General features: G+C 71.1%; 24 protein-coding genes. 12 read left to right on the plus strand and 12 right to left on the minus strand.

All coding sequences use genetic code 11. The features are described from left to right. Nucleotides 1–32 precede the first annotated feature (32 nt). The 6 genes from cobM to cobC are packed head-to-tail and all read left to right on the plus strand — an operon-like array spanning nt 33 to nt 6,353. On the plus strand, nt 33–851 hold the full coding sequence (gene cobM, locus OG381_RS13280) for a precorrin-4 C(11)-methyltransferase (RefSeq protein ID WP_327716306.1): 819 nt from the start codon (nt 33–35) through the stop codon (nt 849–851). Next, nucleotides 848–2,080, plus strand: coding sequence for a precorrin-6y C5,15-methyltransferase (decarboxylating) subunit CbiE (gene cbiE, locus OG381_RS13285; RefSeq protein WP_327716307.1), 1,233 nt, complete (start codon nt 848–850; stop codon nt 2,078–2,080). The genes cobM and cbiE overlap by 4 nt, the downstream gene beginning before the upstream one ends. Then, a complete protein-coding gene (gene cobJ / locus OG381_RS13290; protein WP_327716308.1) occupies nt 2,077–3,777 on the plus strand; it encodes a precorrin-3B C(17)-methyltransferase in 1,701 nt (566 codons plus the stop codon). Before cbiE ends, cobJ begins: the two co-directional genes overlap by 4 nt. Beyond that, the gene (locus OG381_RS13295; RefSeq protein ID WP_327716309.1) at nt 3,774–4,364 is read left to right on the plus strand and encodes a precorrin-8X methylmutase; all 591 of its coding nucleotides are present in this window, start codon (nt 3,774–3,776) and stop codon (nt 4,362–4,364) included. Before cobJ ends, OG381_RS13295 begins: the two co-directional genes overlap by 4 nt. Further along, the gene (locus OG381_RS13300; protein WP_327716311.1) at nt 4,361–5,287 is read left to right on the plus strand and encodes a sirohydrochlorin chelatase; all 927 of its coding nucleotides are present in this window, start codon (nt 4,361–4,363) and stop codon (nt 5,285–5,287) included. Before OG381_RS13295 ends, OG381_RS13300 begins: the two co-directional genes overlap by 4 nt. Next, nucleotides 5,277–6,353 (plus strand): Rv2231c family pyridoxal phosphate-dependent protein CobC, encoded by a 1,077-nt coding sequence (cobC, locus tag OG381_RS13305; RefSeq protein ID WP_327716312.1) that lies wholly within the window; start codon nt 5,277–5,279, stop codon nt 6,351–6,353. The genes OG381_RS13300 and cobC overlap by 11 nt, the downstream gene beginning before the upstream one ends. On the opposite strand, the gene OG381_RS13310 is transcribed toward cobC, so the two are convergent. The 10 genes from OG381_RS13310 to OG381_RS13355 all read right to left on the minus strand — a co-directional run bounded on the left by OG381_RS13310 (nt 6,301) and on the right by OG381_RS13355 (nt 17,754). Continuing rightward, complete coding sequence (locus tag OG381_RS13310; RefSeq protein ID WP_327716313.1) at nt 6,301–8,199, minus strand: DUF2264 domain-containing protein; 1,899 nt, start codon at nt 8,197–8,199, stop codon at nt 6,301–6,303. The genes cobC and OG381_RS13310 overlap by 53 nt on opposite strands. 96 nt (nt 8,200–8,295) lie before the next feature. Beyond that, a complete protein-coding gene (locus tag OG381_RS13315) occupies nt 8,296–9,345 on the minus strand; it encodes a LacI family DNA-binding transcriptional regulator (protein WP_327716314.1) in 1,050 nt (349 codons plus the stop codon). A 43-nt stretch (nt 9,346–9,388) separates the two neighbouring features. After that, on the minus strand, nt 9,389–11,026 hold the full coding sequence (locus OG381_RS13320; RefSeq protein ID WP_327716315.1) for a sugar ABC transporter substrate-binding protein: 1,638 nt from the start codon (nt 11,024–11,026) through the stop codon (nt 9,389–9,391). A 37-nt stretch (nt 11,027–11,063) separates the two neighbouring features. Beyond that, nucleotides 11,064–11,951, minus strand: a complete 888-nt coding sequence (locus tag OG381_RS13325; RefSeq protein WP_327716316.1) for a carbohydrate ABC transporter permease — start codon at nt 11,949–11,951, stop codon at nt 11,064–11,066. Continuing rightward, nucleotides 11,948–12,802, minus strand: a complete 855-nt coding sequence (locus OG381_RS13330) for an ABC transporter permease (RefSeq protein ID WP_327716317.1) — start codon at nt 12,800–12,802, stop codon at nt 11,948–11,950. Before OG381_RS13330 ends, OG381_RS13325 begins: the two co-directional genes overlap by 4 nt. A gap of 233 nt (nt 12,803–13,035) precedes the next feature. Next, the gene (locus tag OG381_RS13335) at nt 13,036–13,932 is read right to left on the minus strand and encodes an SCO1860 family LAETG-anchored protein (protein ID WP_327716318.1); all 897 of its coding nucleotides are present in this window, start codon (nt 13,930–13,932) and stop codon (nt 13,036–13,038) included. A 234-nt stretch (nt 13,933–14,166) separates the two neighbouring features. After that, nucleotides 14,167–15,264, minus strand: coding sequence for an amidohydrolase family protein (locus tag OG381_RS13340; RefSeq protein WP_327716319.1), 1,098 nt, complete (start codon nt 15,262–15,264; stop codon nt 14,167–14,169). 14 nt (nt 15,265–15,278) lie between these two features. Next, nucleotides 15,279–16,070 (minus strand): amino acid ABC transporter ATP-binding protein, encoded by a 792-nt coding sequence (locus OG381_RS13345; protein WP_327716320.1) that lies wholly within the window; start codon nt 16,068–16,070, stop codon nt 15,279–15,281. After that, complete coding sequence (locus OG381_RS13350; protein ID WP_327716321.1) at nt 16,067–16,900, minus strand: amino acid ABC transporter permease; 834 nt, start codon at nt 16,898–16,900, stop codon at nt 16,067–16,069. Before OG381_RS13350 ends, OG381_RS13345 begins: the two co-directional genes overlap by 4 nt. After that, a complete protein-coding gene (locus OG381_RS13355; RefSeq protein WP_327716322.1) occupies nt 16,897–17,754 on the minus strand; it encodes an ABC transporter substrate-binding protein in 858 nt (285 codons plus the stop codon). The genes OG381_RS13350 and OG381_RS13355 overlap by 4 nt, the downstream gene beginning before the upstream one ends. Before the next feature lie 189 nt (nt 17,755–17,943). Between OG381_RS13355 and OG381_RS13360 the strand changes: the two genes are divergently transcribed. From OG381_RS13360 to thpD, 6 genes are all read left to right on the plus strand, one after another. Further along, nucleotides 17,944–19,044, plus strand: coding sequence for a pyridoxal-phosphate-dependent aminotransferase family protein (locus tag OG381_RS13360; protein ID WP_327722453.1), 1,101 nt, complete (start codon nt 17,944–17,946; stop codon nt 19,042–19,044). 260 nt (nt 19,045–19,304) lie between these two features. Continuing rightward, nucleotides 19,305–19,832, plus strand: coding sequence for a DinB family protein (locus OG381_RS13365; RefSeq protein WP_327716323.1), 528 nt, complete (start codon nt 19,305–19,307; stop codon nt 19,830–19,832). 305 nt (nt 19,833–20,137) lie between these two features. Beyond that, the gene (gene ectA / locus OG381_RS13370; RefSeq protein ID WP_327716324.1) at nt 20,138–20,656 is read left to right on the plus strand and encodes a diaminobutyrate acetyltransferase; all 519 of its coding nucleotides are present in this window, start codon (nt 20,138–20,140) and stop codon (nt 20,654–20,656) included. A 52-nt stretch (nt 20,657–20,708) separates the two neighbouring features. Next, nucleotides 20,709–21,980, plus strand: a complete 1,272-nt coding sequence (ectB, locus tag OG381_RS13375; protein WP_327716325.1) for a diaminobutyrate--2-oxoglutarate transaminase — start codon at nt 20,709–20,711, stop codon at nt 21,978–21,980. Between the two features lie 45 nt (nt 21,981–22,025). Beyond that, complete coding sequence (locus OG381_RS13380; RefSeq protein ID WP_327716326.1) at nt 22,026–22,436, plus strand: ectoine synthase; 411 nt, start codon at nt 22,026–22,028, stop codon at nt 22,434–22,436. An 8-nt stretch (nt 22,437–22,444) separates the two neighbouring features. Beyond that, a complete protein-coding gene (gene thpD / locus OG381_RS13385; RefSeq protein WP_327716327.1) occupies nt 22,445–23,335 on the plus strand; it encodes an ectoine hydroxylase in 891 nt (296 codons plus the stop codon). Nucleotides 23,336–23,423: 88 nt separating this feature from the next. Here the strand turns inward: thpD and OG381_RS13390 are convergent, their stop codons facing one another. Then, nucleotides 23,424–24,425, minus strand: coding sequence for a maleylpyruvate isomerase family mycothiol-dependent enzyme (locus tag OG381_RS13390; protein WP_327716328.1), 1,002 nt, complete (start codon nt 24,423–24,425; stop codon nt 23,424–23,426). 34 nt (nt 24,426–24,459) lie between these two features. Further along, nucleotides 24,460–25,077 (minus strand): RNA polymerase sigma factor, encoded by a 618-nt coding sequence (locus OG381_RS13395; RefSeq protein ID WP_327716329.1) that lies wholly within the window; start codon nt 25,075–25,077, stop codon nt 24,460–24,462. Nucleotides 25,078–25,146: the final 69 nt, after the last annotated feature.

A 25,146-nucleotide genomic window follows, 5' to 3' on the forward strand; every position in this document is an offset into this window, starting at 1 on the left:
CCGTGAATCTTCGTTCGAGAGGACCCGAAACCATGGCCGACGCCCCTGCCGGCAAGGTGACCTTCGTCGGTGCCGGCCCCGGCGCCGCCGACCTGCTGACGTTCCGTGCCGCGCGCGCGATCGCCGAGGCCGACGTCGTGATCTGGGCGGCCAGCCTGGTCCAGGCGGAGGTTCTGGAGCACGCGCGGGAGGACGCGGAGATCCTCGACTCGGCGACCATGTCCCTGGAGGACGTCGTCGCCGTGTACGAGCGGGCCGCCGCCGAGGGCCTGCGCGTCGCCCGTATCCACTCCGGCGACCCCGCCCTGTGGGGCGGCACCCAGGAGCAGCTCGACCGGTGCGACCGGATCGGGATCGCCACCGAGGTGATCCCCGGCGTCTCCGCGTTCTCCGCCGTCGCCGCGCTCGCCCGGCGCGAGCTGACCATCCCGGAGGTCGCACAGTCCGTCGTCCTCACCCGGCTCGGCGGCGGCAAGACGCCGATGCCGCCCGGCGAGGAGGTACGGGAGTTCGCCAAGCACGGGACCACCATGGCGATCTTCCTGTCGGCGGCCCGTAGCGGGCAACTCGTGCGGGAGCTGCTCGAGGGCGGCTATCCGACCTCCACCCCCGTCGTCGTCGCCTACCAGGCCACCTGGCCCGAGGAGCTCATCGTGCGGTGCACGATCGAGACGCTGGAGGAGACCGTCAAGGAGCACAAGCTCTGGAAGCACACCCTCTTCCTCGTCGGCCCGGCGCTCGACGCCGAGGGCACCCGCTCGCACCTCTACCACCCCGGCCACTTCCACGGGTACCGCAAGGCCGACCCGGAGGCCCGCCGGGCGTTGCGGCAGCGGGGTGCGAGTACGTGATCACGGTCTTCGGTACGGGCACGGGGACGCCGGTTCCCGCCGAGGTGCTGGCCGGGGCCCGGCTGGTCGTGGGCGGCCGGCGTCATCTGGCGGCCGCGGCCGTCCCCGGGGACGTCGAGCAGGTCGTCCTCGGGCCGCTCGCGCCCGCGCTGGACGTCATCGAGCGGCATCTGGACAAGCAGGACCGGGTGGTCGTGCTGGCCTCCGGCGACCCCGGGTTCTTCGGGATCGTCCGGGTGCTGGCCGAGCGGTTCGGGGCCGAGCGGCTCGATGTCCGTGCCGGGGTCTCCTCCGTCGCCGCCGCGTTCGCGCGCGCCGGGCTGCCGTGGGACGACGCCGTGGTGGTCAGCGCACACGGCAGGGACCTTCGTACGGCCGTCAACGTGTGCCGGGCGCGGCCCAAGGTCGCCGTGCTGACCGGGCCGGGGGCCGGGCCCGCGGAGATCGGGGCCGCGCTCAGGTCCGACGACCGGGTCCTCGTCGTGGCGTCCGCGCTCGGGTCTCCGGAGGAGCGCGTCGAGCGGGTCACGCCCTCCGAGGCCGCCGCCCGGGACTGGGGGACGGCGGTGAGCGTGGTGCTGTGCCTGGACGAGGCGCGGGCGCTCGGTGCCGTGCGGACGGTCGCCGGGGCCACGCCCGGGCCCGCGCAATGGGCCCTGCACGAGGGCGAGTTCACCCATCGCGACTCGATGATCACCAAGTTCGAGGTGCGGGCGCTGGCACTGGCCCGGCTCGGTCCCCGGCTCGGTGAGCTGGTCTGGGACATCGGCGCGGGCTCCGGGTCCGTGGCCGTGGAGTGCGCGCGGTTCGGGGCCGCCGTCGTCGCGGTCGAGAAGACCCGGGACGGCGTGGAGCGGATCCGCGCCAACGCGGCGGCGCACGGTGTCGACGTCCGGGCCGTGCACGGGGCCGCGCCGACCGTGCTGTCCGATCTCGACGACCCGGACGCCGTGTTCATCGGCGGTGGGGGGCGCGAGCTGCCCGCCATCGTCACGGCGTGTGCGCGACGGGCCCGGCGCACGGTCGTGGTCGCGATGGCGGCGCTCGACCGGGTGCCAAGAGTGCGTGAGGCGCTCACCGGGGCCGGGTTCACCTGTGACGGAGTGCTGTTGCAGTCCTCGCGGCTCGCGCCGCTGCCGGGTGAGGTGACCCGGCTGGCGGCCACCAATCCTGTTTTTCTGTTGTGGGGGGTCCGAATCCCCGACCCTGAAGAAGGAGTTGCTCAGTGATCGGCCTCATTTCCGCCACCTCGGCGGGGGCGGCTGCGCGGGACCGGCTGGCCGCGGCGTGGCCGGAGCGGACGCGTGTGTACGAGGGTCCCGTCGGGGATGCCGTACGGGCCGCGTTCGCGGAGTGCGAGCAGCTCGTGTGTTTCCTCGCCACGGGGGCCGTGGTGCGGCTGGTCGCGCCGCTGCTCGGCGACAAGTCGTCGGACCCGGGTGTGGTGTGTGTCGACGAGGGCGGGCGGTTCGCCGTGTCGCTCGTCGGCGGGCATGGCGGCGGCGCCAATGAACTCGCCCGTGAGGTCGGGGAGTTGCTGGGCGCGGAACCGGTGGTGACGACGGCCACGGACGCCGTCGGGCTGCCGGGCCTGGACACGCTCGGGTTCCCGGTGGAGGGCGATGTCGCCGCGGTGTCGCGGGCGCTGCTCGACGGTGAACCGGTGGCTCTCAGGGCGGACTTCGCGTGGCCGCTGCCCGCGCTGAAGGTCACGGAGGAGGGCGAGTACCGCGTCCGTCTCACCGACCGTCTCGTGAAGGCGGCCGAGCGCGAGGTCGTGCTGCGGCCGCCGTCCCTCGTGGTCGGGGTCGGTGCCTCGAAGGGGGCGCCGGTGGACGAGGTGCTGGGCCTGATCGAGGGTGCGCTGCGGGACGCCGGGCTGTCGGCCGCGTCGGTCGCCGAACTGGCCACCGTGGACGCCAAGTCCGAGGAGCCCGGCATCGTCGGGGCGGCTCAGCGGCTCGGCGTGCCCCTGGTGACGTACTCCGCCGGGGAGTTGGCGTCCGTCGAGGTCCCGAACCCCTCCGGCGCGCCCCTCGCCGCCGTGGGCACGCCGTCGGTGGCGGAGGCCGCCGCGCTCGTCCGGGGCGGCGAACTCCTCGTCCCCAAGCGGAAGTCGGAGCGTGCGGACGGGCTGCCGGCCATGGCGACCTGCGCCGTCGTACGGCGTCCCGCGCGCGGCCGGCTCGCGGTCGTCGGGCTCGGCCCCGGCGCCCGTGACCTGCTCACGCCCCGCGCGAAGGCGGAGTTGCGGCGGGCTTCGGTGCTCGTCGGCCTTGACCAGTACGTCGACCAGATCCGCGATCTGCTGCGGCCCGGCACCCGGATCCTGGAGTCGGGGCTCGGGGCCGAGGAGGAGCGGGCGCGGACCGCCGTGGCGGAGGCCCGCCAAGGGCAGGCCGTCGCGCTGATCGGCAGCGGGGACGCGGGCGTGTACGCCATGGCCTCCCCCGCGCTCGCCGAGGCGTCCGACGACATCGACGTGATCGGCGTACCGGGGGTGACCGCCGCCCTCGCCGCGGCGGCCCTTCTCGGCGCGCCCCTGGGCCACGACCACGTGTCCATCAGCCTCTCCGACCTGCACACTCCGTGGGAGGTCATCGAGCGGCGGGTGCGTGCGGCGGCCGAGGCGGACATCGTGGTCACCTTCTACAACCCCCGCTCGCGCGGCCGGGACTGGCAGCTGCCGAAGGCGCTCGCGATCCTCTCCGAGCACCGGGAGCCGACGACGCCGGTCGGTGTCGTACGGAACGCGTCGCGGCCGGACGAGTCCAGTCGTCTCACGTCACTGGGCTCCCTGGATCCGGCGACGGTCGACATGATGACGGTGGTGACCGTGGGCAACACGGCTACCCGTGACATCGCGGGGCGCATGGTGACGCCGCGCGGCTACCGCTGGCAGACGGCAGAGGAGGGCGCCCGGTGATCCGTGAGGTCCATCCGATCGAGGTGGAGTCCTACCGGCGGCTGCGCGCCCGCCTGGACACCTCGCACTTCCCGCCACTGACCCGGTCAGTGGTCGAGAGGGTCATCCACTCCGCCGCCGACCTGGAGTACGCGAGCGATCTCGTCATGGACGAGGGCGAGCTGGAGAAGGCGCACGCGGCCCTGCACGGCGGTGCGCCCGTCGTCGTGGACGTGGAGATGGTCGCGGCCGGCATCACCCGGCGCGAGACCGTCTGCCGGCTGCGGGACGCCGTGGCCGGGGCGGGGCTGACCCGTTCCGCGCACGCCGTCCGGCTCGCCTACGAGCAGGTCGGACCCGGCGCCCTGTGGGTCATCGGCAACGCGCCCACCGCGCTGGAGGAGCTGCTGACCCTGGACGCCGCCCCGGCGCTCGTCATCGGTCTGCCCGTCGGCTTCGTCGGCGCGGTCGAGTCCAAGGCCGCGCTGCGCGAGAGCGGGCTGCCCGCCGTGAGCAACGTGTCCGAGAAGGGCGGCTCGGCGGTCGCCTCGGCCGCGCTCAACGCCCTGCTGTACCACCCCGTTCCGTCTTCCGAGGAGACATCGTGACCACCCCCCAGCCCGCCCTGCTCATCGCCGGCCATGGCACCCGGGACGAGGCCGGCGCCGAGGCGTTCCGCGACTTCGTACGGGAGCTGGGGCGCCGCAACCCCGAACTGCCCGTCGCGGGCGGCTTCATCGAGCTGTCCCCACCGCCGCTGGGCGAGGCCGTCGCCGAGCTGGTGGAGCGGGGTGTACGGCGGTTCGCCGCCGTACCGCTGATGCTGGTGTCCGCCGGGCACGCCAAGGGTGACATCCCGGCGGCGCTGGCCCGCGAGAAGGAGCGGCACACCGGGATCTCGTACGCCTACGGCCGTCCGCTGGGACCGCACCCGGCGCTGCTGTCGGTGCTGGAGCGGCGGCTGGACGAGGCCCTCGGCTCCGCCGAGCGCTCCCCCGGTGACCGTTCGGACGTGACCGTGCTGCTCGTCGGGCGCGGCTCGACCGACCCGGACGCCAACGCCGAGGTGTACAAGGCGGCCCGGCTGCTGTGGGAGGGGCGTGGGTACGCGGGGGTGGAGACGGCGTTCGTGTCGCTGGCCGCGCCGGACGTGCCGAGCGGGCTCGACCGGTGTGTGAAGCTGGGCGCGCGGCGGATCGTCGTACTCCCCTACTTCCTGTTCACCGGCATCCTCCCGGAGCGGGTCCGGCAGCAGACCGAGGGCTGGGCGGCCGCCCACCCGGAGGTCGAGGTGCGCTCGGCGGACGTCATCGGTCCGGAGCCGGAGCTGCTCGACCTGGTGATGGAGCGGTACCGGGAGGCCGTCGCGGGCGATCTGCGGATGAACTGCGACTCGTGCGTGTACCGCATCGCGCTGCCGGGCTTCGAGGACAAGGTCGGTCTGCCGCAGCAGCCGCACTTCCACCCCGACGACGACGGCCACCATCACCACCACGGACACCACCATGGCGCCCCCTCCCATGCGCACTGACGCGGAGGGGGCGGCGGCGCACGACCTCCGCCACCACGGCGACGCGGAGGTCCGCGACGACGGGGCCCGGCTCACCGACCTCGCCGTGAACGTCCGCGCGAACACGCCCCCGGCGTGGCTGCGGGAGCGGATCGCCGAGTCGCTGACCGGCCTGGCCGCCTACCCGGACGGCCGGGACGCGCGGGCTGCGGTCGCGGCACGGCACGGTCTCCCGGCGGAACGCGTCCTGCTGACGGCGGGCGCGGCGGAGGCCTTCGTGCTCCTCGCCCGTGCCCTGGATGTCCGCCGGCCGCTCGTCGTGCACCCGCAGTTCACGGAGCCGGAGGCGGCGCTGCGGGACGCGGGCCACACGGTCGAGCGGCTGCTGCTGAGCCAGGAGGACGGCTTCCGCCTGGACCCGGCGGCCGTCCCGGAAGACGCGGACCTGGTGGTGATCGGCAACCCGACCAACCCCACCTCCGTCCTGCACCCGGCCGACACCCTCGCCCGACTGGCCCGTCCGGGGCGGACCTTGGTGGTGGACGAGGCGTTCATGGACGCGGTGCCGGGCGAGCGCGAGGCGCTGGCGGGCCGCACGGACATCCCCGGTCTGGTCGTCCTGCGCAGCCTGACGAAGACCTGGGGTCTGGCGGGCCTGCGCATCGGCTACGTCCTGGCCGCCCCGGAGACCGTCGCGGAACTGGAGCGCGCCCAGCCCCTGTGGCCGGTGTCCACCCCGGCGCTCGCCGCGGCCCAGGCGTGCGTCGAGCCGCAGGCCCTGGCCGAGGCGGCCCACGCCGCCCACCGCATCGCCGCCGACCGCGCCCATCTCGTCGCGGGGCTACGGGAGTTCGCCCCGGACGGACTGACGGTGGCCGAACCGGCGGAGGGCCCCTTCGTCCTCGTACGGCTGCCTCGTGCGGCAGGCGTACGCCGGCATCTGCGCGACCTCGGTTTCGCGGTGCGGCGCGGGGACACGTTCCCGGGTCTGGACGAGGAGTGGCTGCGGCTGGCGGTGCGGGACCGGCAGACGGTCAACTCGTTCCTCCAGGCGCTGGATCAGGCGATGGTCCTGGCGAAGTACTGACCCGCTCCCGGGTTCCGTCCGGGAAGCGGATGTCGACGGCGCCCTCGTCGTCGACCGCGGCGCTCGCTCCGGTGGTGCGGGCGTCACCCTTGGTCAGGACGACGAGGGTGACCAGGAGCGGGCCGGTGCCTTCGAGGACCGGGGTCGCGGAGTGGCGTCCGTAGGCGTTGGCGTCGAGGGTGCGGACGACCGTCCCCTCGGCGTCGCCCCAGCCGTACAGGGCGACGAGGGCGCTCGTGAGGCCGTCCGTGCGGCGGGCTAGGGCGCGGCCGGGGCCGGTCTGCGCGTGGGGTGCCGCGGTGTCGTCGGCGACGGCCCAACCCCCTTCGCGTACCCGTGAGTTGCCCGGGACCCGGTGGACCCGTACCTCCCACGGTCCGTGGACGACGCTCACCGTCTCGATCCCAGCGGTCTGGCGGGAGGCGGCGCGTCGGCTCTCGACGCCCAGGGGGTGGATGCGTCCCCGTTCGGACGGTGTCCCGTCCGGGCCGAGGAGGGCGATGTGGTTGTCGGGCCCGGTCGGTGTGTCCGGAGCGGTGGCGCTGGAGTAGGCGAGCTTGGCGTAGTGCGGGCTGTCCCCGTCCGTGGCCGGTGGGGGCGGGAGGCGGTCGCTGCCGTGGTTGACGAGCCGGACGATCCCGTCGGCCGCCGTGGAGTGCAGCAGCCAGCCCGGGGCGGGCAGGGCGAGGGTGGAGTCGGCGGTGTCGACGGGGCCGGGTTCCTCGGTGGCCGTCCACACGGGGTGGGTCCCGGGCAGGAGGAGGCCGAGGAAGGCCTTGCTGGCCCAGTACGGGGAGGCGGGGCCCGAGTAGCGCTGGGTGACGGGGAGGAAGGGCCGGTACCAGCCGAGGCTGAGCAGACCGTGTTCGTCGGGCGCGCCCCGCTCGGCGAAGTGCTTCAGGGTGCCGGAGGCCAGCCGCCGGGTGCGGCCGGGCGGCAGCGGGGTGGCGTCCGCGAGGGCGCCGGCCCACAGGGGGGCGGCCGCGGCGAAACGGTAGGTGAGGGAGCGGCCCTGGTGGACGGGGGCGCCGTCGGAACCGAAGAAGTACTGGTGGGCGGCGAGGAACTCCCGCAGTCGGGCCCGGTGCCGGGCGACGGTGCCGACGTCCGCACGGGGGCCGGCGATCCGCGCCCACAGCACCGGGTACAGGTGCAGCGCCCAGGCGTTGTAGTAGTCGAACTTCTTGCCGTCGCCGTCCGTGTACCAGCCCCCGCCCCGGTACCAGTCGTCCAGCCTGGCGAGCCCGGCGTCGATCTCGCCACGACTATGGGGGGCGCCGACGGAGGCGAGGAACTCCTCCGTGATGACCTGGAAGAGCCGCCAGTTGGAGTCATTGGCGACGGCCCCGACGAAGTGGCCCAGCCACTCGGTGACTTGACCTCGTACGGTGTCATCCAGTTGATCCCAGAGCCAGGGCCGCGACTCGTGCAGCGCGATGGCGATCGAGGCCGCCTCGACCATCGGCTGCCCCCGGTCGGTGATGGGCGGCCACCGCTCCTCACCGTACGGATCGGTACCGGCGGCCAGCCCTGCCGCGTACCGCTCGACGAGGGCGGGGTCGACCCGACCCTCGGCACCCGCGATACGGAACGCGGCGAGCAGAAAGGACCGGGCGAACCCTTCGAGCCCGTCGGACCAAGGGCCGGAGTGGCTGGGAGGCCCGGGGAGCCGGTACTGGGCGTAGTTCGGAGAGGCGTAAGGGAGCAGGCCCCCGAGAAGCCGGTCGGCGAGAGCTTCCCAGTGGACGCGGGTCCAGCCGGTGAGGGGCGAGGTCTCCAGGTCCTGGGGTGGAAGGTCGGGAAGATGCGTCGGGTCGTCAGGGGGCGACACATACGGCGCGGTCATACGGGACTGAGCCCTCCGGTTCTGTTCAAGGGGCGGTCGGTCAACGTACCTAGGGGCGCGGGGAACTGCGCGACCAGCCACGACGCACCGGCAGCCTCACGACGGCCGATCCAGCGGTGCGACACTGCCGCGAACGACGATGTGCGTGCCCAGCAGATGGTGGCTCCCGGCCGCACTGTTCGGATCCCGCAGGGCGATCCGCACGGCAGCCCGCCCCAGTTCCTCGGCAGGCGTACGGACAGTGGTCAGCGGCGGATTGAAGTCCTCGGCGAGCGGGATGTCGTTGTAACCCACGACGGAAACGTCATCCGGCACCCTCAGCCCCGCATCCGCTATCGCGCGGAGCGCCCCCGCCGCGACCATGTCGTCACCGGCCACCACCGCGGTGAACTCCCGCGTCTCCTTGAGCAGTTCGGTCATCGCCCGCAACCCGGCCGCCCGCCCGAGCCCGCAGTCGACGACACGCGCGTCCTCAACAGGCAACCCATGCTCGGCAAGCGCCGCACGGTAACCGGCGACACGAGCGTCCAGAGCCGTGTTCCCGGGGAGCCCGCCGAGGAAGACGATCCGCCGATGCCCCGCCGACAGCAGGTACCCCGTGATCGCCCGCGCCCCCGCCTCGTTGTCGAACTCCACGACCAGCGCCGGGATCTCCGGGTCCGGCGCCGGACGCCCGCACAGCACGAGCCGCGCCCCCGACGAGTCCAGCGCCTGCGCGTAGTGAGCCACCCGCGACCGGTACGCGTCGTCCTCGACCACGCCGCCCACCAGGATCACCAGCCGCGCCCCCTCCTCCCGCATGAGCTGCACGAACTCCATCTCCCGCTGCGGATCCCCGCCGGTGGCGCCCACGACGCACAGCCAGCCCCGGTCGGCGGCCTCGGCCTCGACGCCCTCGGCGACCTGGGCGTAGAAGGGGCTGGTGACCTGCCGGACGACGACCGCGGCCATCTTCCGGCCGCCTCCGACCAGTGCCCGGGCGTGCGCGTTGGCGACGTAGTCGAGGTCACGCGCGGCACGCAGCACGCGGGCCCGGGTCGCGGGGGGCACGGGATGGTTCCCGGTGAGCGCGCGCGACGCCGTCGCCGTCGAGACACCCGCCCGCTCGGCGACCTCGCGGATCGTGACCCGTCCCTTGCCTGTCATACCGTTCCCCATCCCCCGCGCCTCGCGCTCCACCGGCGAAGCGTCACGTGTTGGCCGCATAGTCCTTCGCGAACTCCTCGGCCATTCTGTCGCCGCCCCGCGATCGCCACTTCTTCACGGCCGCGTCCCACTCCGACAGCGGGATCCGTCCGGCGACGATCCCGGTGACCGTGTCGTCGAGCATCGCCTTGAGTGTGGTCCCCTGAGCGTTCTTCGTGCGGGACTGGAGTCCGTACGAGGCGTTGCGGACGGCGTGCGGCACCGTCTGCTGCTGCCAGGCGTGCAGGGCCCGTACGGCGTCCGGCATCCCCGGTACGAACAGGACCTGCGGGCCCTCGGCGAGGTACTTCAGCGGCAGGTTGGTGTTGTTCTCGACCTCGCCGAGCTTGGTGGGCTGCGGGGAGCCGTCCTTGCCGCGGGTGAAGTGGGTGCCCTCGACGCCGTAGTGGACGAGCTCCCACTCCTTGCTGCCGAAGGGGGCGGCGAGGTAGTCGAGGATGCGCAGGAGCAGCTCGACGCGTTCCTTCTTCGCCTTCTTCAGGACGGTGTAGCCGAAGGAGCGGCGGGCGGCGACGATGCCGCCGGGGGTGCCGTCGACGCTGTACGGGAGGGCGGCGGCCGGGGTCAACTTGCCCTGCGTCTCGCGGTACTTGGGGAGGTAGGCGCCGAAGCCGTCCTGCATGGAGCCGACGGTGCCGTTGTAGAAGAGGGTCGTCAGGTCGATCTGGGAGATGGAGGTCGCGTCCGGGTGGTACGCGCCGCCCTTGCGCAGTCCGGCCTGGAAGGCGATCGCGGCCTTGAAGCGCTCGTCGGCCCAACCCGGCCGGAAGGCACCGGACTTGGTGACGGCCCACTCCTGGGGCGCGTTGTGCGCGGCGGAGTGCACGGCGTTGCCGAACAGGGACCCCTGGGCGGCGCCGAGTGCGTAGGTACGGCCGCTCGTGGCCTTCTTGGCGACGGCCGCGAAGTCCTGGGAGGTCCAGCCCTCCGTCATGCCGGCGTCGGTGAACATCCCCTGGTTGAGCCAGAGGGTGGAGCCGGGCAGCGGGCGTTCCAGGGGGATGCCGTAGACGCGGCCGCCGATGCGGCCCATGTCCCGCCAGGCGTGGGTGGGGATGTTGGCGAGGTTGGGGTAGTCGGCGACGGCCGCGCCCGACAGGAACGGGGTGAGGTCCTCGGCCCTGCGCTGCACGAACTCGGCCTCGCGGGGCAGGACGAACCCGGAGAACATGTTGATGATGTCCGGCAGGCTGTCGGGGTCGCCCGCCATCACCGTCGCCATCTTCTTCTGGTAGTCGGCCTGGGAGATGATCGTGTACTCGATCTTCACGCCGAGGGCCTTCTCGACCGCCGCCCAGAACCGGTTGGCGGAGGCCGGCTTGGGCGGGGTGCCGAAGGACACCGACATGACCTTGACGGTGGAGCCGTCGCCGGGGGTGCGGGCGACGGACTTCACCAGCTCGGCGGGGTAGGCGGTGTATCCGGCCTGGACACCGGCGTCGGTGGGGGCCAGATCGGGCTTGGGGCCGGTGGCGGGCCGGTAGGACGGCCAGGGGGCGAGCTTCTTGCCGGCGTTGGAGACGTCGCTGTCGCCGGAGCCGGTGGAACAGGCCGTCAGTACGCCCGGGACGGCGACGGCGGCCATGGAGCCGAGCAGGGTGCGACGGGACATGCGGGGCATGGGTGAATCACCTCGTGTCAGCTGGTGGGAGCTTGCGTCAGCTCTTGATGGCGCCGGTGAGCACGCCCTTGGTGAAGTACTTCTGCAGGAAGGGGTAGACCAGCAGGATCGGCACGGTGGCGATCACCAGGACCGCCATCTGCACGGTCTGCGGAGCGGTGACCGTGCCCTCGCCGGTGGTCGCGTCGGTGAGTCCGGAGCCGGCCACCACATAGGTGCGCAGCACCTGCTGGAGCGGCCAGTGATCGCTCTCCAGATACAGCGAGGCGTAGAACCAGGAGTTCCAGTAGGCCACCGCGTAGAACAGTCCCACGACCGCCAGCGCGGCCTTGGACAGCGGCAGTACGACGGAGAACAGCACCCGCCAGTCCCCCGCCCCGTCGAGCCGTGCGGCCTCGTACAGCTCCTCGGGGATGCCCTGGAAGAAGCCGCGCAGGACGACGAGGTTGAAGACGTTCACGAGGACCGGCAGAACGAGCGAGGCGTAACTGTCCAGCAGGCCGAGCTCCTTGACCAGCAGGAAGCTCGGGATCATGCCGGGCGGGAACAGGAACGTGAACAGGACCAGCAACAGAACGGGCCTGCCGCCGAAGACGCCGGGGCGGGAAAGGGCATAGGCGAGGGTGACCGTGCAGGCGAGGCTGAGCAGGGTGCCGATGACGGTGACGCCTGCGCTGACGCCGAGGGCGTGGGTGACGATGCCGCCGTCGAGGATGTCGCGGTAGGCGTCCAGCGAGGGTTCGGTCGGCCAGAGCACCCAGCCGCCGTTGGCCACGACCTCGTCGGTGGAGGCGAGTGAGGTCGAGACGATGACGAGGAACGGGACGCAGACCAGGAGGACGACCGCCACGAGGGCGAGGCCCTTGGCTGCCTGGGTCAGCGGCTTCGGCTTCTCCATCCAGCCGGGCCGTGCGGGGCTGCTCACTTGTAGACCCCCTGTTCGCCGAGGCGGTGGGCGACCTTGTTGGCGGCGTAGACGAGGAGGGCGCCGATGACGCCCTTGAACAGGCCCGCGGCGGCGGCGAATCCGTAGTCGCCGCCGACGATGCCCTGGTAGTAGACGAAGGTGTCGATGATCTCGGCGGCCTCCGGGCCGACCGCGTCGCGCTGGAGCAGCATCTGCTCGAAGCCGACGGAGAGGATCTCGCCGAGCCGCATGATCAGCAGCAGCACGATCACCGGGCGGATGGCGGGCAGCGTGACGTGCCAGAAGCGCCGCCAGGGTCCGGCGCCGTCGATCGCGGCGGCCTCGTACTGCTGTTCGTCGACCTGGGCGAGGGCGGCGAGGAAGATGATCGTGCCCCAGCCGGCGTCCTTCCAGACCACCTGGGCGACGACGAGCGGCTTGAAGGCGTCGGGGTTGCCGATGATGTCGACGGTGTGCAGGCCCATGCCGTCCAGGCCTGAGTTGAGCAGCCCGGTGTCGCCGAGGAGCTGCTGGAAGAGGGCGACGACGATCACCCACGAGATGAAGTGCGGGAGATACGCCACCGACTGCACGAACCGGCGGACGCTGCTCCAGGTGAGGCTGTGCAGGAGCAGGGCCAGGGCGAGCGGCACCGGGAAGAAGAAGACCAGCTGGAGGACGGAGATCCAGAGGGTGTTGAGGACGGAGTCCCAGAAGGCCGCGTCCTCGAACATCCGCTGGAAGTTGCCGACTCCGACCCAGGGGCTGCCCCAGATGCCGTCGAAGGGGACGTACTCCTTGAAGGCGATGACGTTGCCGACGAGGGCGCCGTAGTGGAAGAGCAGGAAGTAGGCGAGGCCGGGCAGCATGAGCAGGACCAGGGATCGTGAGCCCCTGTTCTGAAAACCTTTTCGCCGTCGGGGCGCACCGCCGGATCGACGGCGCGCCTCCTTCACCTCCTCGGTACCTGCACGTTCCCGTAGTACAGCGGCCACGGGTCCCCCTCACGTCTCGAAGTCGGAGCGAGAGGAAGTTAAAACGTTTTCATTGGTCGGTCAACAGCCCTGACAGAGAAAGGCTGTTGACCTTCGGGACCCCGGGATCAGTTCCTGGCGCGGCGGGCGAGGACGAACGCTCCTGCGCCGGCGACGAGCAGGGCGAGGGCTCCGCCCACGATGTACGGGGTGGTCGAGCTGCCGCCGGTCTCGGCCAACCCCGCTTCGGCGGGGGCGCCTTGGGGCTTCACGTCCTTCGCGGGAGTGGTCGCGGGGGCGGGTGCGGCCGGGGCCTCGCAGGTGGCTTTCGCCAGCGTCAGGGTTCCCTCTACCTCGGCCACGTTGAGCTTCAACGGGTTGATGGAGACGGTGAGTTCGAGGGCGGTCGCGGCTGCCGTGTCCGTGGTGGTCTCGGCTTTGGAGAGGTCGAGACGGACCTCGCCGACGCCGGGCACCTCGACGTCGGTCGGGCCGCCGGCGGTGAGCGTGACCTTCTTGCCGAGGACGGTGACCGAGCCCAGCAGGTTGGAGGTGGCGGTCGGGGCCTTGCCGGCCTCGCACGTCGCCTTGGAGGTGACCGTGCCGAGCTCGATGAGCGAGAGCAGGGGCAGGCCGGGGACATGGAGCTTGGCGTGGGCGAGGGTGGTGGAGGCCTCGGCCCTGGTGTCGGTCACGTCCGCCTTCGCCGACGCCACCTGCGCGTCGAGCACACTGAAGGCCTTTCCGCCGTCGACGCCGTCCAACCGGGCGCTCAACGCGGTCTTCTCGGCGCTCTGCGGCGCCCGCACTTCGTTGAGGGAGACCGCGAGCGGGACGTTCACGGTCTTGTTGAGCAGGGACACGTCGAGCCCGGTGCGCAGGACGACGGCGCTCGCGCGCCCTTCGTCACCGGTCGCGTGCGCGGAGCCGGCGCCGGCCAGGACCGCGGGACCTGCGGCCAGGGCCGTGGCCGTCGCGACGGTCGCGAGACGGCGTGCGGGCATGCGGAAATTCTTGCCGTTCAAGGTGGGGACCCCTCAGAGGAGACTTGCTCGGGACCCGGCAAGAATTACGCACTCAGAGTGAACAGTCAGCACTCCGGCGGGACTTCACCCCAACGTGGTGTTTCCGTGAACCTTTTCGAATCGTGCGGCACGGGTGTTCCTCGAAGTCACCCCTGGGTCCCCATGTGTGCGAACGCTCCCGTTGACGCGCCGGTTCGAGAGCCGGGGTGCACAACGACGTGGGGCGATTTTCGGTCACGCTCCGTCAACGACGCGCCCGTTCAGCACGACCCGTCGCGGCGCCGCCAGTACACGTACATCGGCCCGTGGGTCCTCGTCGTACACCACGAGGTCGGCCGTGGCGCCCTCCTCCAGGCCGGGGCGTCCCAGCCACTCGCGGGCCGCCCAGGTCGTCGCCGCGAGGGCCTCGGTCGGGGGGATGCCCGCCTTGGTCAGTTCCGCGACCTCGGCCGCGACGAGGCCGTGCGGCAGGGTGCCGCCGGCGTCGGTGCCGACGTAGACCGGGATACCGGCGTCGTAGGCGCCCCGGACCGTGTCGTAGCGGCGTTCGTGGAGGCGGCGGATGTGGGCCGACCAGCGGGGGAACTTGGACTCGCCGCCCTCGGCCAGTTTCGGGAACGTGGCGATGTTGACCAGGGTCGGCACGATCGCCACACCGCGGTCGGCGAAGAGGGGGATCAGGTCGTCGGTGAGGCCCGTGGCGTGTTCGATGCAGTCGATGCCGGACTCCACGAGGTCGCGGAGGGACGAGGTCGCGAAGCAGTGGGCCGTGACCCTCGCGCCCAGGCGGTGGGCCTCGGCGATCGCCGCCCGCGCCGCGTCGCGCGGCCAGCTGGGGGCCAGGTCGCCGAGGTCGCGGTCGATCCAGTCACCGACCAGCTTGACCCAGCCGTCGCCCCGGCGGGCTTCCTGGGCGACGTACGCGACCAGGTCCTCCGGTTCGATCTCGTGGGCGTAGCCGCGGAGGTAGCGGCGGGTGCGGGCGATGTGGCGGCCGGCGCGGATGATCTTCGGGAGGTCCTCGCGGGTGTCGGTCCAGCGGGTGTCCGAAGGCGAACCGGCGTCGCGGATCAGCAGGGTGCCGGCCTCCCGGTCGGTGAGGGCCTGCTGCTCGGCGACGTCCTGCGGAACGGGACCGTGGGGGCCGAGGCCCACGTGGCAGTGCGCGTCGACCAGACCGGGCAGGGTCCAGCCCACGACGGTACGGACGTCCTGGACGCCGACGGGACGGTCGTAGGAGATCCGGCCGTCGACGACCCACAGTTCGTCGCGGACGTCGTCGGGTCCGACCAGGACCCTGCCCTTCACGTGCAGCACCGGGTGATCGCTCATGCCCAGGAGCTTAATCAGCCACCGTCGCCGACCTGGTCGGACGTCTCCTCCTCGACTTCGGCCATCGCCGGGTCCAGCAGCCGCGACAGGAAGTGGCGCGTGCGTTCGTGGGCCGGATTGGTGATGACCTGGGCCGGGGTGCCGTCCTCCACGATCACTCCGCCGTCCATGAAGACCACCCGGTCGGCGACCTCCTTCGCGAACGTCATCTCGTGGGTGACGACCATCATCGTCATGCCCTCCCGCGCCAGCATCCGCATCACCGCGAGCACGTCCCCCACCAGCTCCGGGTCCAATGCCGAGGTCGGCTCGTCGAAGAGCATCACCTCGGGGCCCATCGACAGCGAGCGGGCGATCGCGACCCGCTGCTGCTGGCCGCCGGAGAGGGAGGCCGGGTAGGCGTTCGCCTTCTCGGACAGGCCCACCCGCTCCAGGTTCTCGGCGGCCACCTTCGCCGCCTGCGCCTTGTCCCGCTTGAGCACCCTGCGCTGGGGCAGCGTGAGGTTCTCGGTCACGGTGAGGTGCGGGAAGAGGTTGAACTGCTGGAAGACCATGCCGATACGGCGGCGTACGGCGTCGATGTCGACATCGGGGTCGGTGAGTTCGGTACCGCCGACGAAGACCCGGCCCTCGGTGGGTTCCTCCAGGAGGTTCACGCACCGCAGCAGCGTGGACTTGCCGGAGCCGGAGGGGCCGATGACACAGACGACGTCACCCTGGCCGATCTCCAGGTCGATGCCCTTGAGGACCTCGTTGTCGCCGAACGACTTGTGCAGTTGGCGGACTTCGATTTCCGGTCGGCTCATTTCACGGCCTCCTGGGCCTTCGCCTCCATACGGCGCACGACGAAGCCGAGCGGGATCGTCACCAGCAGGTAGCACAGACCGGCGACGAGGATCGGCGTGGAGTTGGCGGTCGTACTGGCCAGGTCGCGGCCGTACTTGGACAGTTCGCGCTCCTCCAGGGTGACGCCGAGGAAGAGGACCAGCGAGGAGTCCTTGAAGAGCAGGACGAGTTCGTTGGTCAGCGGCGGGAGGATGATCCGGAACGCCTGCGGGATGATGATCGAGACCATGGCCCGCGCGGGCGAGAAGCCCAGCGAACGGGCCGCCTCCAGCTGCCCCTTGGGCACCGCCTGGATGCCCGCGCGGATCGTCTCGGCCATGTACGCGGCCGCCACCAGACCGAGCGCGAGCGCGACCTTGCCGTAGGTGCCGCCGGGGATCTCGGTCCCCGGGAAGGCCAGCGGTACGGCCACACCGATGAAGATGAAGATCAGCAGCGCGGGCAGGCCGCGGAAGATCTCGATGTACACACCGGCGAACCAGCGGTACGGGCCCACCGACGACAGCCGCATCAGCGCGATGACCATGCCGAGGACGAGTCCGAACACAAAGCCGGACAGCGTGTAGAGCACGGTGTTCTTCAGCGCGAGCGTGATGACGTCGGGGAACATCTGCTCGGCGATGTCCCACTGCGCGAACTGGTTCTTGAGCCGGTCCCAGTCGGCCGACGCCGCGAAGGCGACGACGGCCGCGACGAACACGACGTACTGGGCGCCGCGCGACAGGCGGCGCTTCTGACTCCGGGTCAGGCCCTTCTTGCGAGGCTGGAGTTGTGCGTCGGAGCTCGTCATGAGGCGGACGGGGACGCGGAGGCCGCGGACTCGTCGTAGGGGCCGATCCACTTCTCGTACAGCGTCTTGTACGTGCCGTCGGACTTGGCCTCGGCGAGGGCCTTGTTGATGGCGGCGAGGAGCTTGGTGTTGCCCTTCTTGACCGTGAAGCCGTACTGCTCCCCGGTGTTGATCTGCTCGGCGACCTGGAAGGCGTCGGCGTTGGCCTTGGTCTTCAGCCAGCCCTGGACGACCGGGTAGTCGATGACGACGGCCTTGACCTGGCCGGAGCGCAGACCGTTGAGGACGGCGTCGGAGGACTCGAAGGAGACCGGGTCGAAGCCCTGGCTCTTGGCGTAGTCCTCGCCGGTGGTCTGCGCCTGGGCGCCGATCGCGACCTTCTTGGACTTGGCGTCGGCGAGGGACGTGATGCCGCTGCCCTTGTCGACGAGGAGGGCCTGGGTGGCGTCGAAGTACGGGTCCGAGAAGTCGACGTTCTTCTTGCGCTCGTCGGTGATGGTCATGCCGGCGGCCGCGAGGTCGCACTCGCCGGAGTTGAGGAACGCACCGGTCTTGAAGTTCTCGAACGGTGTGTCGAGGATCTCCTGCTTCACGCCGAGGTCCTTGGCGGCGAGGTCGATCAGCGCCACGTCGAAGCCCTGCACCTTGCCGTCGATCTCGGACTGGAAGGGCGGGTACGGAAGGTGGGTGCAGGTGGTGAGCTGCCCCGCCTTGACGAGCTCGACACCGCCGGCGGCGGTCTTGGTGCCGCTGCCGCCGTCGTCGTCCGAGGAGCAGCCGGCCACGAGCACGAGCCCGGCCGTCGCGGTGATGGCGGCCAGGACGCGGGTCCGACGCCCGAGGATCGTCTTCACGGGGAAGCCTCCTGTGAGGGAACTGTCTGTTCCGGATATCGGGTTCCGATTATAAGGAGAAGTTTGAGACCCTCAAATCAAACCGATGGTTATACAGCCGTCTGACCTAAGAAGTCGGTGGCGGGCCGGGGTGCCCAGGGTGCCGGTTACCCTCGATTCGTTGATCCCGTGAGTGAAGAGAGCACCACTGTGACGCACCCCTTCCTGGACCTGCCCCCGCTCAGCGCGGCGCACTTCGCGACGATCGAGGACCGCGTGGCGCGGCTGCTGAACACCTCGCAGGATGTCGTGATCATGCAGGGGGAGGCGTTGCTGCCGCTGGAGGGGGCGATCCGGGCGACCGCGGGGCCCGGCACCGTGGCGCTGAACGTGATCACCGGGCCGTACGGGCAGACCTTCGGCGACTGGCTGCGGGACTGCGGGGCCACCGTGATCGATCTGGCGGTGCCGTTCCACACGGCGGTGACCGCGGAGCAGATCCGGCAGGCCTTCGCCGAGCATCCGTCGATCGACTTCGTCTCACTGGTGCACGCGGAGGCGGCGACGGGCAACACCAACCCGGTCGCGGAGATCGGGGAGGTGGTGCGGTCGCACGGAGCACTGTTCTACCTGGACGCCGTCGCCTCGATCGGGGCGGAACCCGTGCTGCCGGACGCGTGGGGTGTCGACCTGTGTGTGATCGGGGCGCAGAAGGCGATGGGCGGGCCGGCGGGTGTCTCGGCGGTTTCGGTGAGCTCGCGGGCGTGGGCTCGGATGGCGGCGAATCCGCAGGCGCCTCGGCGGTCGTACCTCTCCCTGCTGGACTGGAAGGAGCGGTGGGTCGACGGCGGGCGCAAGGCGCTGCTGCACGCGCCGGCGCAGCTGGAGATGCTGGCGCTGGAGGCCTGCGTCGAGCGGATCGAGGCGGTCGGGCTCGATGCGGTGATGGCTCGCCACGCGTCCGCGGCCGCGGCGGTGCGGGCGGGGGTCGTGGCGCTGGGGGGCGGGCTCGAGCCGTATGTGTACGAGGCGCGGGACGCGGCGCCGGTGGCCACGACGCTGCGGGCGCCGGCGGGGGTGGTGGCGTCGGAGCTGGTGGCTCGGGCGCTGGGGTCGGATCCGGCGCTGCCGGTGGCTGCGGGTGGGGGTGCGTTGGCCAAGGAGATGATCCGGGTCAACCACTACGGGGCGGACGCGACGCCGGGGGCTGTGCGGGCGAGTCTCGCGGCGCTGGGGGCCGCGTTGGGTGAGCGGGGGCTGGATGTGGATGTGGAGGGGGCGCTGCGGGCTGTGGAGGACAGCTGGCGGTAGGTGCGTGGTTCGGGCGGGGGCCGGTTTTCTCGCCCCCGCCGCCCCTACCCGTCCCATCCTCCAGGGGCGCCGCCCCTTCGACCCCGATCCCTGGGGGCTCCGCCCCCAGACCCCCGTCGGCCCTTTGAGGGGCCTCGTCCTCAAACGCCGGACGGGCTGGAAGGCAAGCTCTCGGTCTCGGGTGCCGGGCGGGTCCGATGGTGCGGGCGGGGCTGAAATGTACGTTTCGGCGTGGTGTGGTGCCGTGCCATGCTCGCCGCATGAGCACCGACACTCCCCACATCCTCCCCGACGGGCGCCCCATCCCCCTCGTCACCGGCGGTGAACTCCCCACGCTGGAGAGCTGGTTGGACTTTCATCGGGCCACGTTGGAGCTGAAGTGTGCGGGGCTGGACGACGAGCAGGTGCGGCGGGCGTCGGCCGAGCCGTCCGGGCTGACGTTGCTCGGGCTGGTGCAGCATCTTGCGGAGGTCGAGCGGAACTGGTTCCAGCGGGTGGTCGCGGGGCTCGATGTGCCGCCCGTGTTCGGTGAGGCGACCGGGTACCGACTCGATCCCGCCCGCACGCTCGAGGACGCGCTCGGTGTCTGGCGGCGGGAGATCGCGCGGGGCCGCGAGATCGTCGCCGGGCGGTCGCTGGACGACACCGGGCGGGTCATGGAGGGGCCCGTTCCCGGGATGGAGGTGAGTCTGCGGTGGGTGTTTATCCACATGATTGAGGAGTACGCCCGGCACAACGGACATGCCGACATCTTGCGGGAACGAATCGACGGGGTAACCGGAACCTAATTCAGGGATAATTCTGGAATTCATTCCAGAGCAGCTTCCCGTATTCTTCTGCCCGCTTTCTCTCGTCCTAAACGCAAAGATTTTGCGAACGCCAACCGGATGAATTCGGGCAGATCTCATGGGGGTTACATGGTTGTGACGCGTTACACATCGCGGGTGATTTGCCCCCTTTGATGTGGTCAAAACCGGCCATACCTCGCACCTTTCACGCGTCCGCCCGCGCCCGCGTGATAACACATGCACCGCCGACCCGTAACCCCATCCGGCGATGCAATTTTGAATTTCCCTGGGTAAATTCAATTCGCATGACTGCCGCACCAGCAGACACGACAGCAGAACTGAAAATCGACCGACCCACCGTCGCGGACGGCGCCGCGTTGTGGCGGATTGCGAGGGACTCCAAGGTCCTCGACCTGAACTCGTCGTACAGCTATCTGCTGTGGTGTCGCGACTTCGCCGCGACGTCGGCCGTCGCGCGGGACGGGAGCGGCGAGCCGGTCGGCTTCGTCACCGGGTACCTGCGGCCGGACCGTCCGCGCACCCTGCTCGTCTGGCAGGTGGCCGTGGACGAGGCGTACCGCGGGCGCGGACTCGCCGCGGCGCTGCTCGACGCCCTGGCCGTGCGGGCCTCGGCGGAGCAGCGGATCACCGCCGTCGAGACCACCATCACGCCCGGCAACACCGCTTCCGAGCGGCTGTTCGGCGCCTTCGCCGAGCGTCATGACGCCGACCTGGAGCGTGAGGTGCTCTTCGACGCGGGCCTGTTCCCCGACGGGCCGCACGAACCCGAAGTCCTGTACCGCATCGGCCCCCTCTCCCTCTGACGACCCGCGACGACCCGAACGCACTCCCCCACGCACCGAGGAGCGATTCTTCGTGACCATCACCCAGCCCGACCTCAGTGTCTTCGAGACCGTCGAGTCCGAAGTGCGCAGCTACTGCCGCGGCTGGCCCACCGTCTTCGACCGCGCGCAGGGCAGCCGCATGGTCGACGAGGACGGCCACGAGTACCTGGACTTCTTCGCGGGCGCCGGTTCCCTGAACTACGGGCACAACAACCCCGTCCTGAAACGGGCGTTGATCGACTACCTGGAGCGGGACGGCGTCACGCACGGGCTCGACATGTCCACCACCGCGAAGCGGGCCTTCCTGCAGACCTTCCAGGACATCGTCCTGCGGCCGCGCGACCTGCCGTACAAGGTCATGTTCCCCGGCCCGACCGGCACCAACGCCGTCGAGTCCGCGCTCAAGCTGGCGCGGAAGGTCAAGGGACGCGAGGCCATCGTCTCGTTCACCAACGCCTTCCACGGGATGTCCCTCGGGTCGCTCGCCGTCACCGGCAACGCCTTCAAGCGGGCCGGCGCCGGCATCCCGCTCGTGCACGGCACACCGATGCCGTTCGACAACTACTTCGACGGCACGGTCGAGGACTTCCTGTGGTTCGAGCGGCTCCTGGAGGACCAGGGCTCCGGACTGAACAAGCCGGCCGCCGTGATCGTCGAGACCGTGCAGGGCGAGGGCGGCATCAACGTGGCCCGCAAGGAGTGGCTGCAGGCGCTCGCCGAGCTGTGCGAGCGGCAGGACATGCTGCTCATCGTCGACGACATCCAGATGGGGTGTGGACGTACGGGGGCCTTCTTCTCGTTCGAGGAGGCCGGCATCACGCCCGACATCGTCACCGTGTCCAAGTCGATCAGCGGCTACGGCCTCCCCATGTCCCTCTGCCTGTTCAAGCCGGAGCTGGACATCTGGGAGCCGGGTGAGCACAACGGCACCTTCCGCGGCAACAACCCCGCCTTCGTCACCGCCACCGCCGCCCTGGAGACGTACTGGGCGGACGGCTCCGCGATGGAGAAGCAGACCCGCAAGCGCGGTGAGCAGATCGAGCAGGCCCTCATCTCCATCACCGAGGAGAACCTCGCCGATGTGAAGGAGTACCGCGGGCGCGGGCTGGTGTGGGGCCTGGAGTTCCACGACAAGGAGCGCGCCGGGCGGGTGGCGCACCGCGCCTTCGAGCTCGGGCTGCTCATCGAGACCTCGGGCCCGGAGAGCGAGGTCGTGAAGCTGCTTCCGGCGCTCACGATCACCCCGGAGGAGCTGGACGAGGGACTGAGCGTCCTGGCCCGCTCCGTACGGGAAACCGTCTGAACCACCCTCTGCACCAACCGTCTACATAGGAGGCATCGCAGCACCGTGATCGTCCGTTCGTTCAAGGACATCGAAGGCACCGACCGCCATGTGAAGGCCGCGTCCGGCACCTGGGAGAGCAAACGCATCGTCCTCGCCAAGGAGCGGGTCGGCTTCTCGCTGCACGAGACGATCCTGTACGCGGGTACGGAGACGTCGATGTGGTACGCGAACCACGTCGAGGCCGTCGTCTGCGTCGAGGGCGAGGCCGAGCTGACCGACCACGAGAGCGGGCTGACCCACTCGATCACGCCCGGGACCATGTACCTCCTGGACGGACACGAGCGGCACACGCTGCGCGTCAAGGAGGACTTCCGCTGCCTGTGCGTGTTCAACCCGCCCGTCACCGGCCGGGAGGACCACGACGAGAACGGCGTCTACCCGCTGCTCACCGAACCCGAATCCGAGGAGGTGTGACCGCACCCATGACCACCACCGTCACCGATCTCTATCCCAGCCGCGGCGCCACCGAGGTGTCGACGCCCCGCAAGGACCCGGTCGTCTGGTCGGCCCCCGGCGCGCCGGGACCGATCGCCACGGGCGAGCTGGAGGCGTTCGAGCGCGACGGCTTCCTCGCCGTCGACCAGATCATCGGCCCCGACGAAGTCCCCGTCTACCAGCGCGAGTTGGAGCGGCTCGTCACCGACCCGGACATCCGCGCGGACGAGCGCTCGATCATCGAGCCGAAGTCCAAGGAGATCCGCTCGGTCTTCGAGGTGCACAAGATCAGCGAGGTGTTCGCGAATCTGGTGCGCGACGAGCGGGTCGTGGGCCGGGCCCGGCAGATCCTCGGCTCGGACGTGTACGTCCACCAGTCGCGGATCAACGTCAAGCCCGGATTCGGTGCCTCCGGCTTCTACTGGCACTCGGACTTCGAGACCTGGCACGCCGAGGACGGGCTGCCGAACATGCGGACGGTGTCCGTCTCCATCGCCCTGACGGAGAACTACGACACCAACGGCGGGCTCATGATCATGCCGGGCTCGCACCGTACGTTCCTCGGCTGCGCGGGGGCCACGCCGAAGGACAACTACAAGGAGTCGCTGCAGATGCAGGACGCGGGCACGCCCTCGGACGAGGCGCTCACCGCGATGGCCGGTGAGTACGGCATCAAGCTGTTCACCGGCAAGGCCGGTTCGGCGACCTGGTTCGACTGCAACTGCATGCACGGGTCCGGCGACAACATCACGCCGTTCCCGCGCAGCAACGTGTTCATCGTGTTCAACAGTGTGGAGAACGCGGCCGTGGAGCCGTTCGCGGCACCGATCCGCCGGCCCGAGTTCATCGGCGCGCGGGACTTCACTCCCGTCCGCTGAGCACCGGGCACTCCGTCCGGCCTTTCGACGCCCCCGCCGTAGCACGTCTTGCGGTCGGGGGCTTCGAAGGTTCCGCGAAGAAGACCGCTCAGAGCCAGGCCAGCCGGGACGCCCGGTCCAGTACGTTCCGGGCGGCATCCTCGTCGCCCGAGGTGCCGCGCGGTACCTCGTCGGGGGTGTGGCGGCCGCCCACCAGCAGGCAGAAGTCGACGGGATCCAGGGTGAGTTCGGCCCGTACGGGATCGTCCTGCGAACCCAGTACCCACTGCTCGCCGCCGGTGACCGAGAACAGCACCGGCGCGGCGTCCCGGCCCAGGGCCAGGCCGAGGATGCGGACGGCCAGACGGACCAGTTGCCACAGGTGCGCCTCGGGCGGCGGCGGGACGGCGAGTCCGAGGGCGCGGCCGATGTCGTCGGTGTGGATCCATGCTTCGAAGGCGCGCACCACGTAGTGGTCGGCGACCGGCAGCCGTACGCCCGTCAACGTCACCGCGCGGGCGGCCGGTTCGGGATCGAGGGCCTCGGGCGCGGTGAGCAGGTCGTCCGCCTGCGCCGCCCAGTCCGCGACGGTCTCCTCGGGCGTACGGCCGTACTCGTGGGCGATGACCTCGGCGGTCCGCGCGTTCCAGGCCTCCCCCCAGTGGGTGTCGGGCGGGATCCGGGAGAGCGGCAGACGGGTGCCCAGGCCGAGCAGCCGCGCCAGGTGCTCGTCGGCGGCGAGGAGATGGGCGAGGGTCGCGTGCACGTCCCAGTCGTGCACGACCGGGGTGGACCAGCGGCCCTCGATCTCGGGCAGCAGCGCCTTGAGGCCGGTTACCGCCGCGGCGTACGGGGCGGCGTGCGGCGCGACCAGGGGTGCGGCGGGGCGGGTGCGCAGGGCGCCGGAGAGGATGCCGGCGGCAGGGCGGTCCGGGCCGTTCGACGCGGGGCCGTCGAGGAGTCGTACCGTCTCGCGCAGCCGCTGCGCCTCCGCCGCGCAGCTCTCGCACTCGGCCAGGTGCAGCGGGACCGTTCTGCGGTCGGCCGGGTCCAGGGCCCCGAAGGCCCAGGCGGCCAGCAGGTCGCGTACGCCGTCGTGTTCGGTGGTCACCGGACGCCCCCCTTTCGCGCGAGGTCTCCTGCCATCATGCGCCTCTTTCCAGCGCTGGATCGGGCGGGTCCGCCAAAGAGTCGGCCAAGGTACGTAACGCCGTGCGCAGCCGTGTCTTGGCCGTCCCTTCGGGGATGCCGAGTTCGACCGCGGCCTGCCGGTAGCTGCGGCCCCCGAAGTAGGCCAGGTGCACCACCTCCCGCTGGGTCTGCGGGAGTTCGGCGAGGGCGGAGTGGAGCAGGAGGGCGCGTTCCCGGTCGACGACCGTCTCGTCGGGGCCGGGACCGGGCTCGGGGATGGCCTGGAGCGCCAGGTCGTCGGCGCCGACTGCCTTGCGGTGCCGGGCCTCGCCTCGCACCCAGTCCACGGCCCGCCGGTGGGCGAGCATGGAGAGCCAGGTGCGCAGGGTGCCGCGGTCCGCGTCGAAGGCGTACGGCCTGCTCCACAGGTGGGTGAAGACCTCCTGCGCCACGTCCTCGGCGGCGCCCGGGCTGCGGGTGACCCGTACGGCGACCCGCCGGACCAGGCCGCCGTACGCCTCGTACGCCTCGGTCAGCGCGGACTCGTCGCCGTACACCAGCCGCCTGTGCAGCTCCTTGTCGACGGGAGGCCGCACGGACGTGTCGCCCGCGTTTTCCACCGGCACCACCACCCCTGGTGCCTTTCCTAGCGTCCTCGCCGGGCCCGCGCCAGCGGTTCACGACAACGGGCCATGGCCAAT

This window comes from Streptomyces sp. NBC_00490 (assembly GCF_036013645.1).
In the GTDB taxonomy this organism is placed as follows: Bacteria; Actinomycetota; Actinomycetes; order Streptomycetales; family Streptomycetaceae; genus Streptomyces; species Streptomyces canus_F.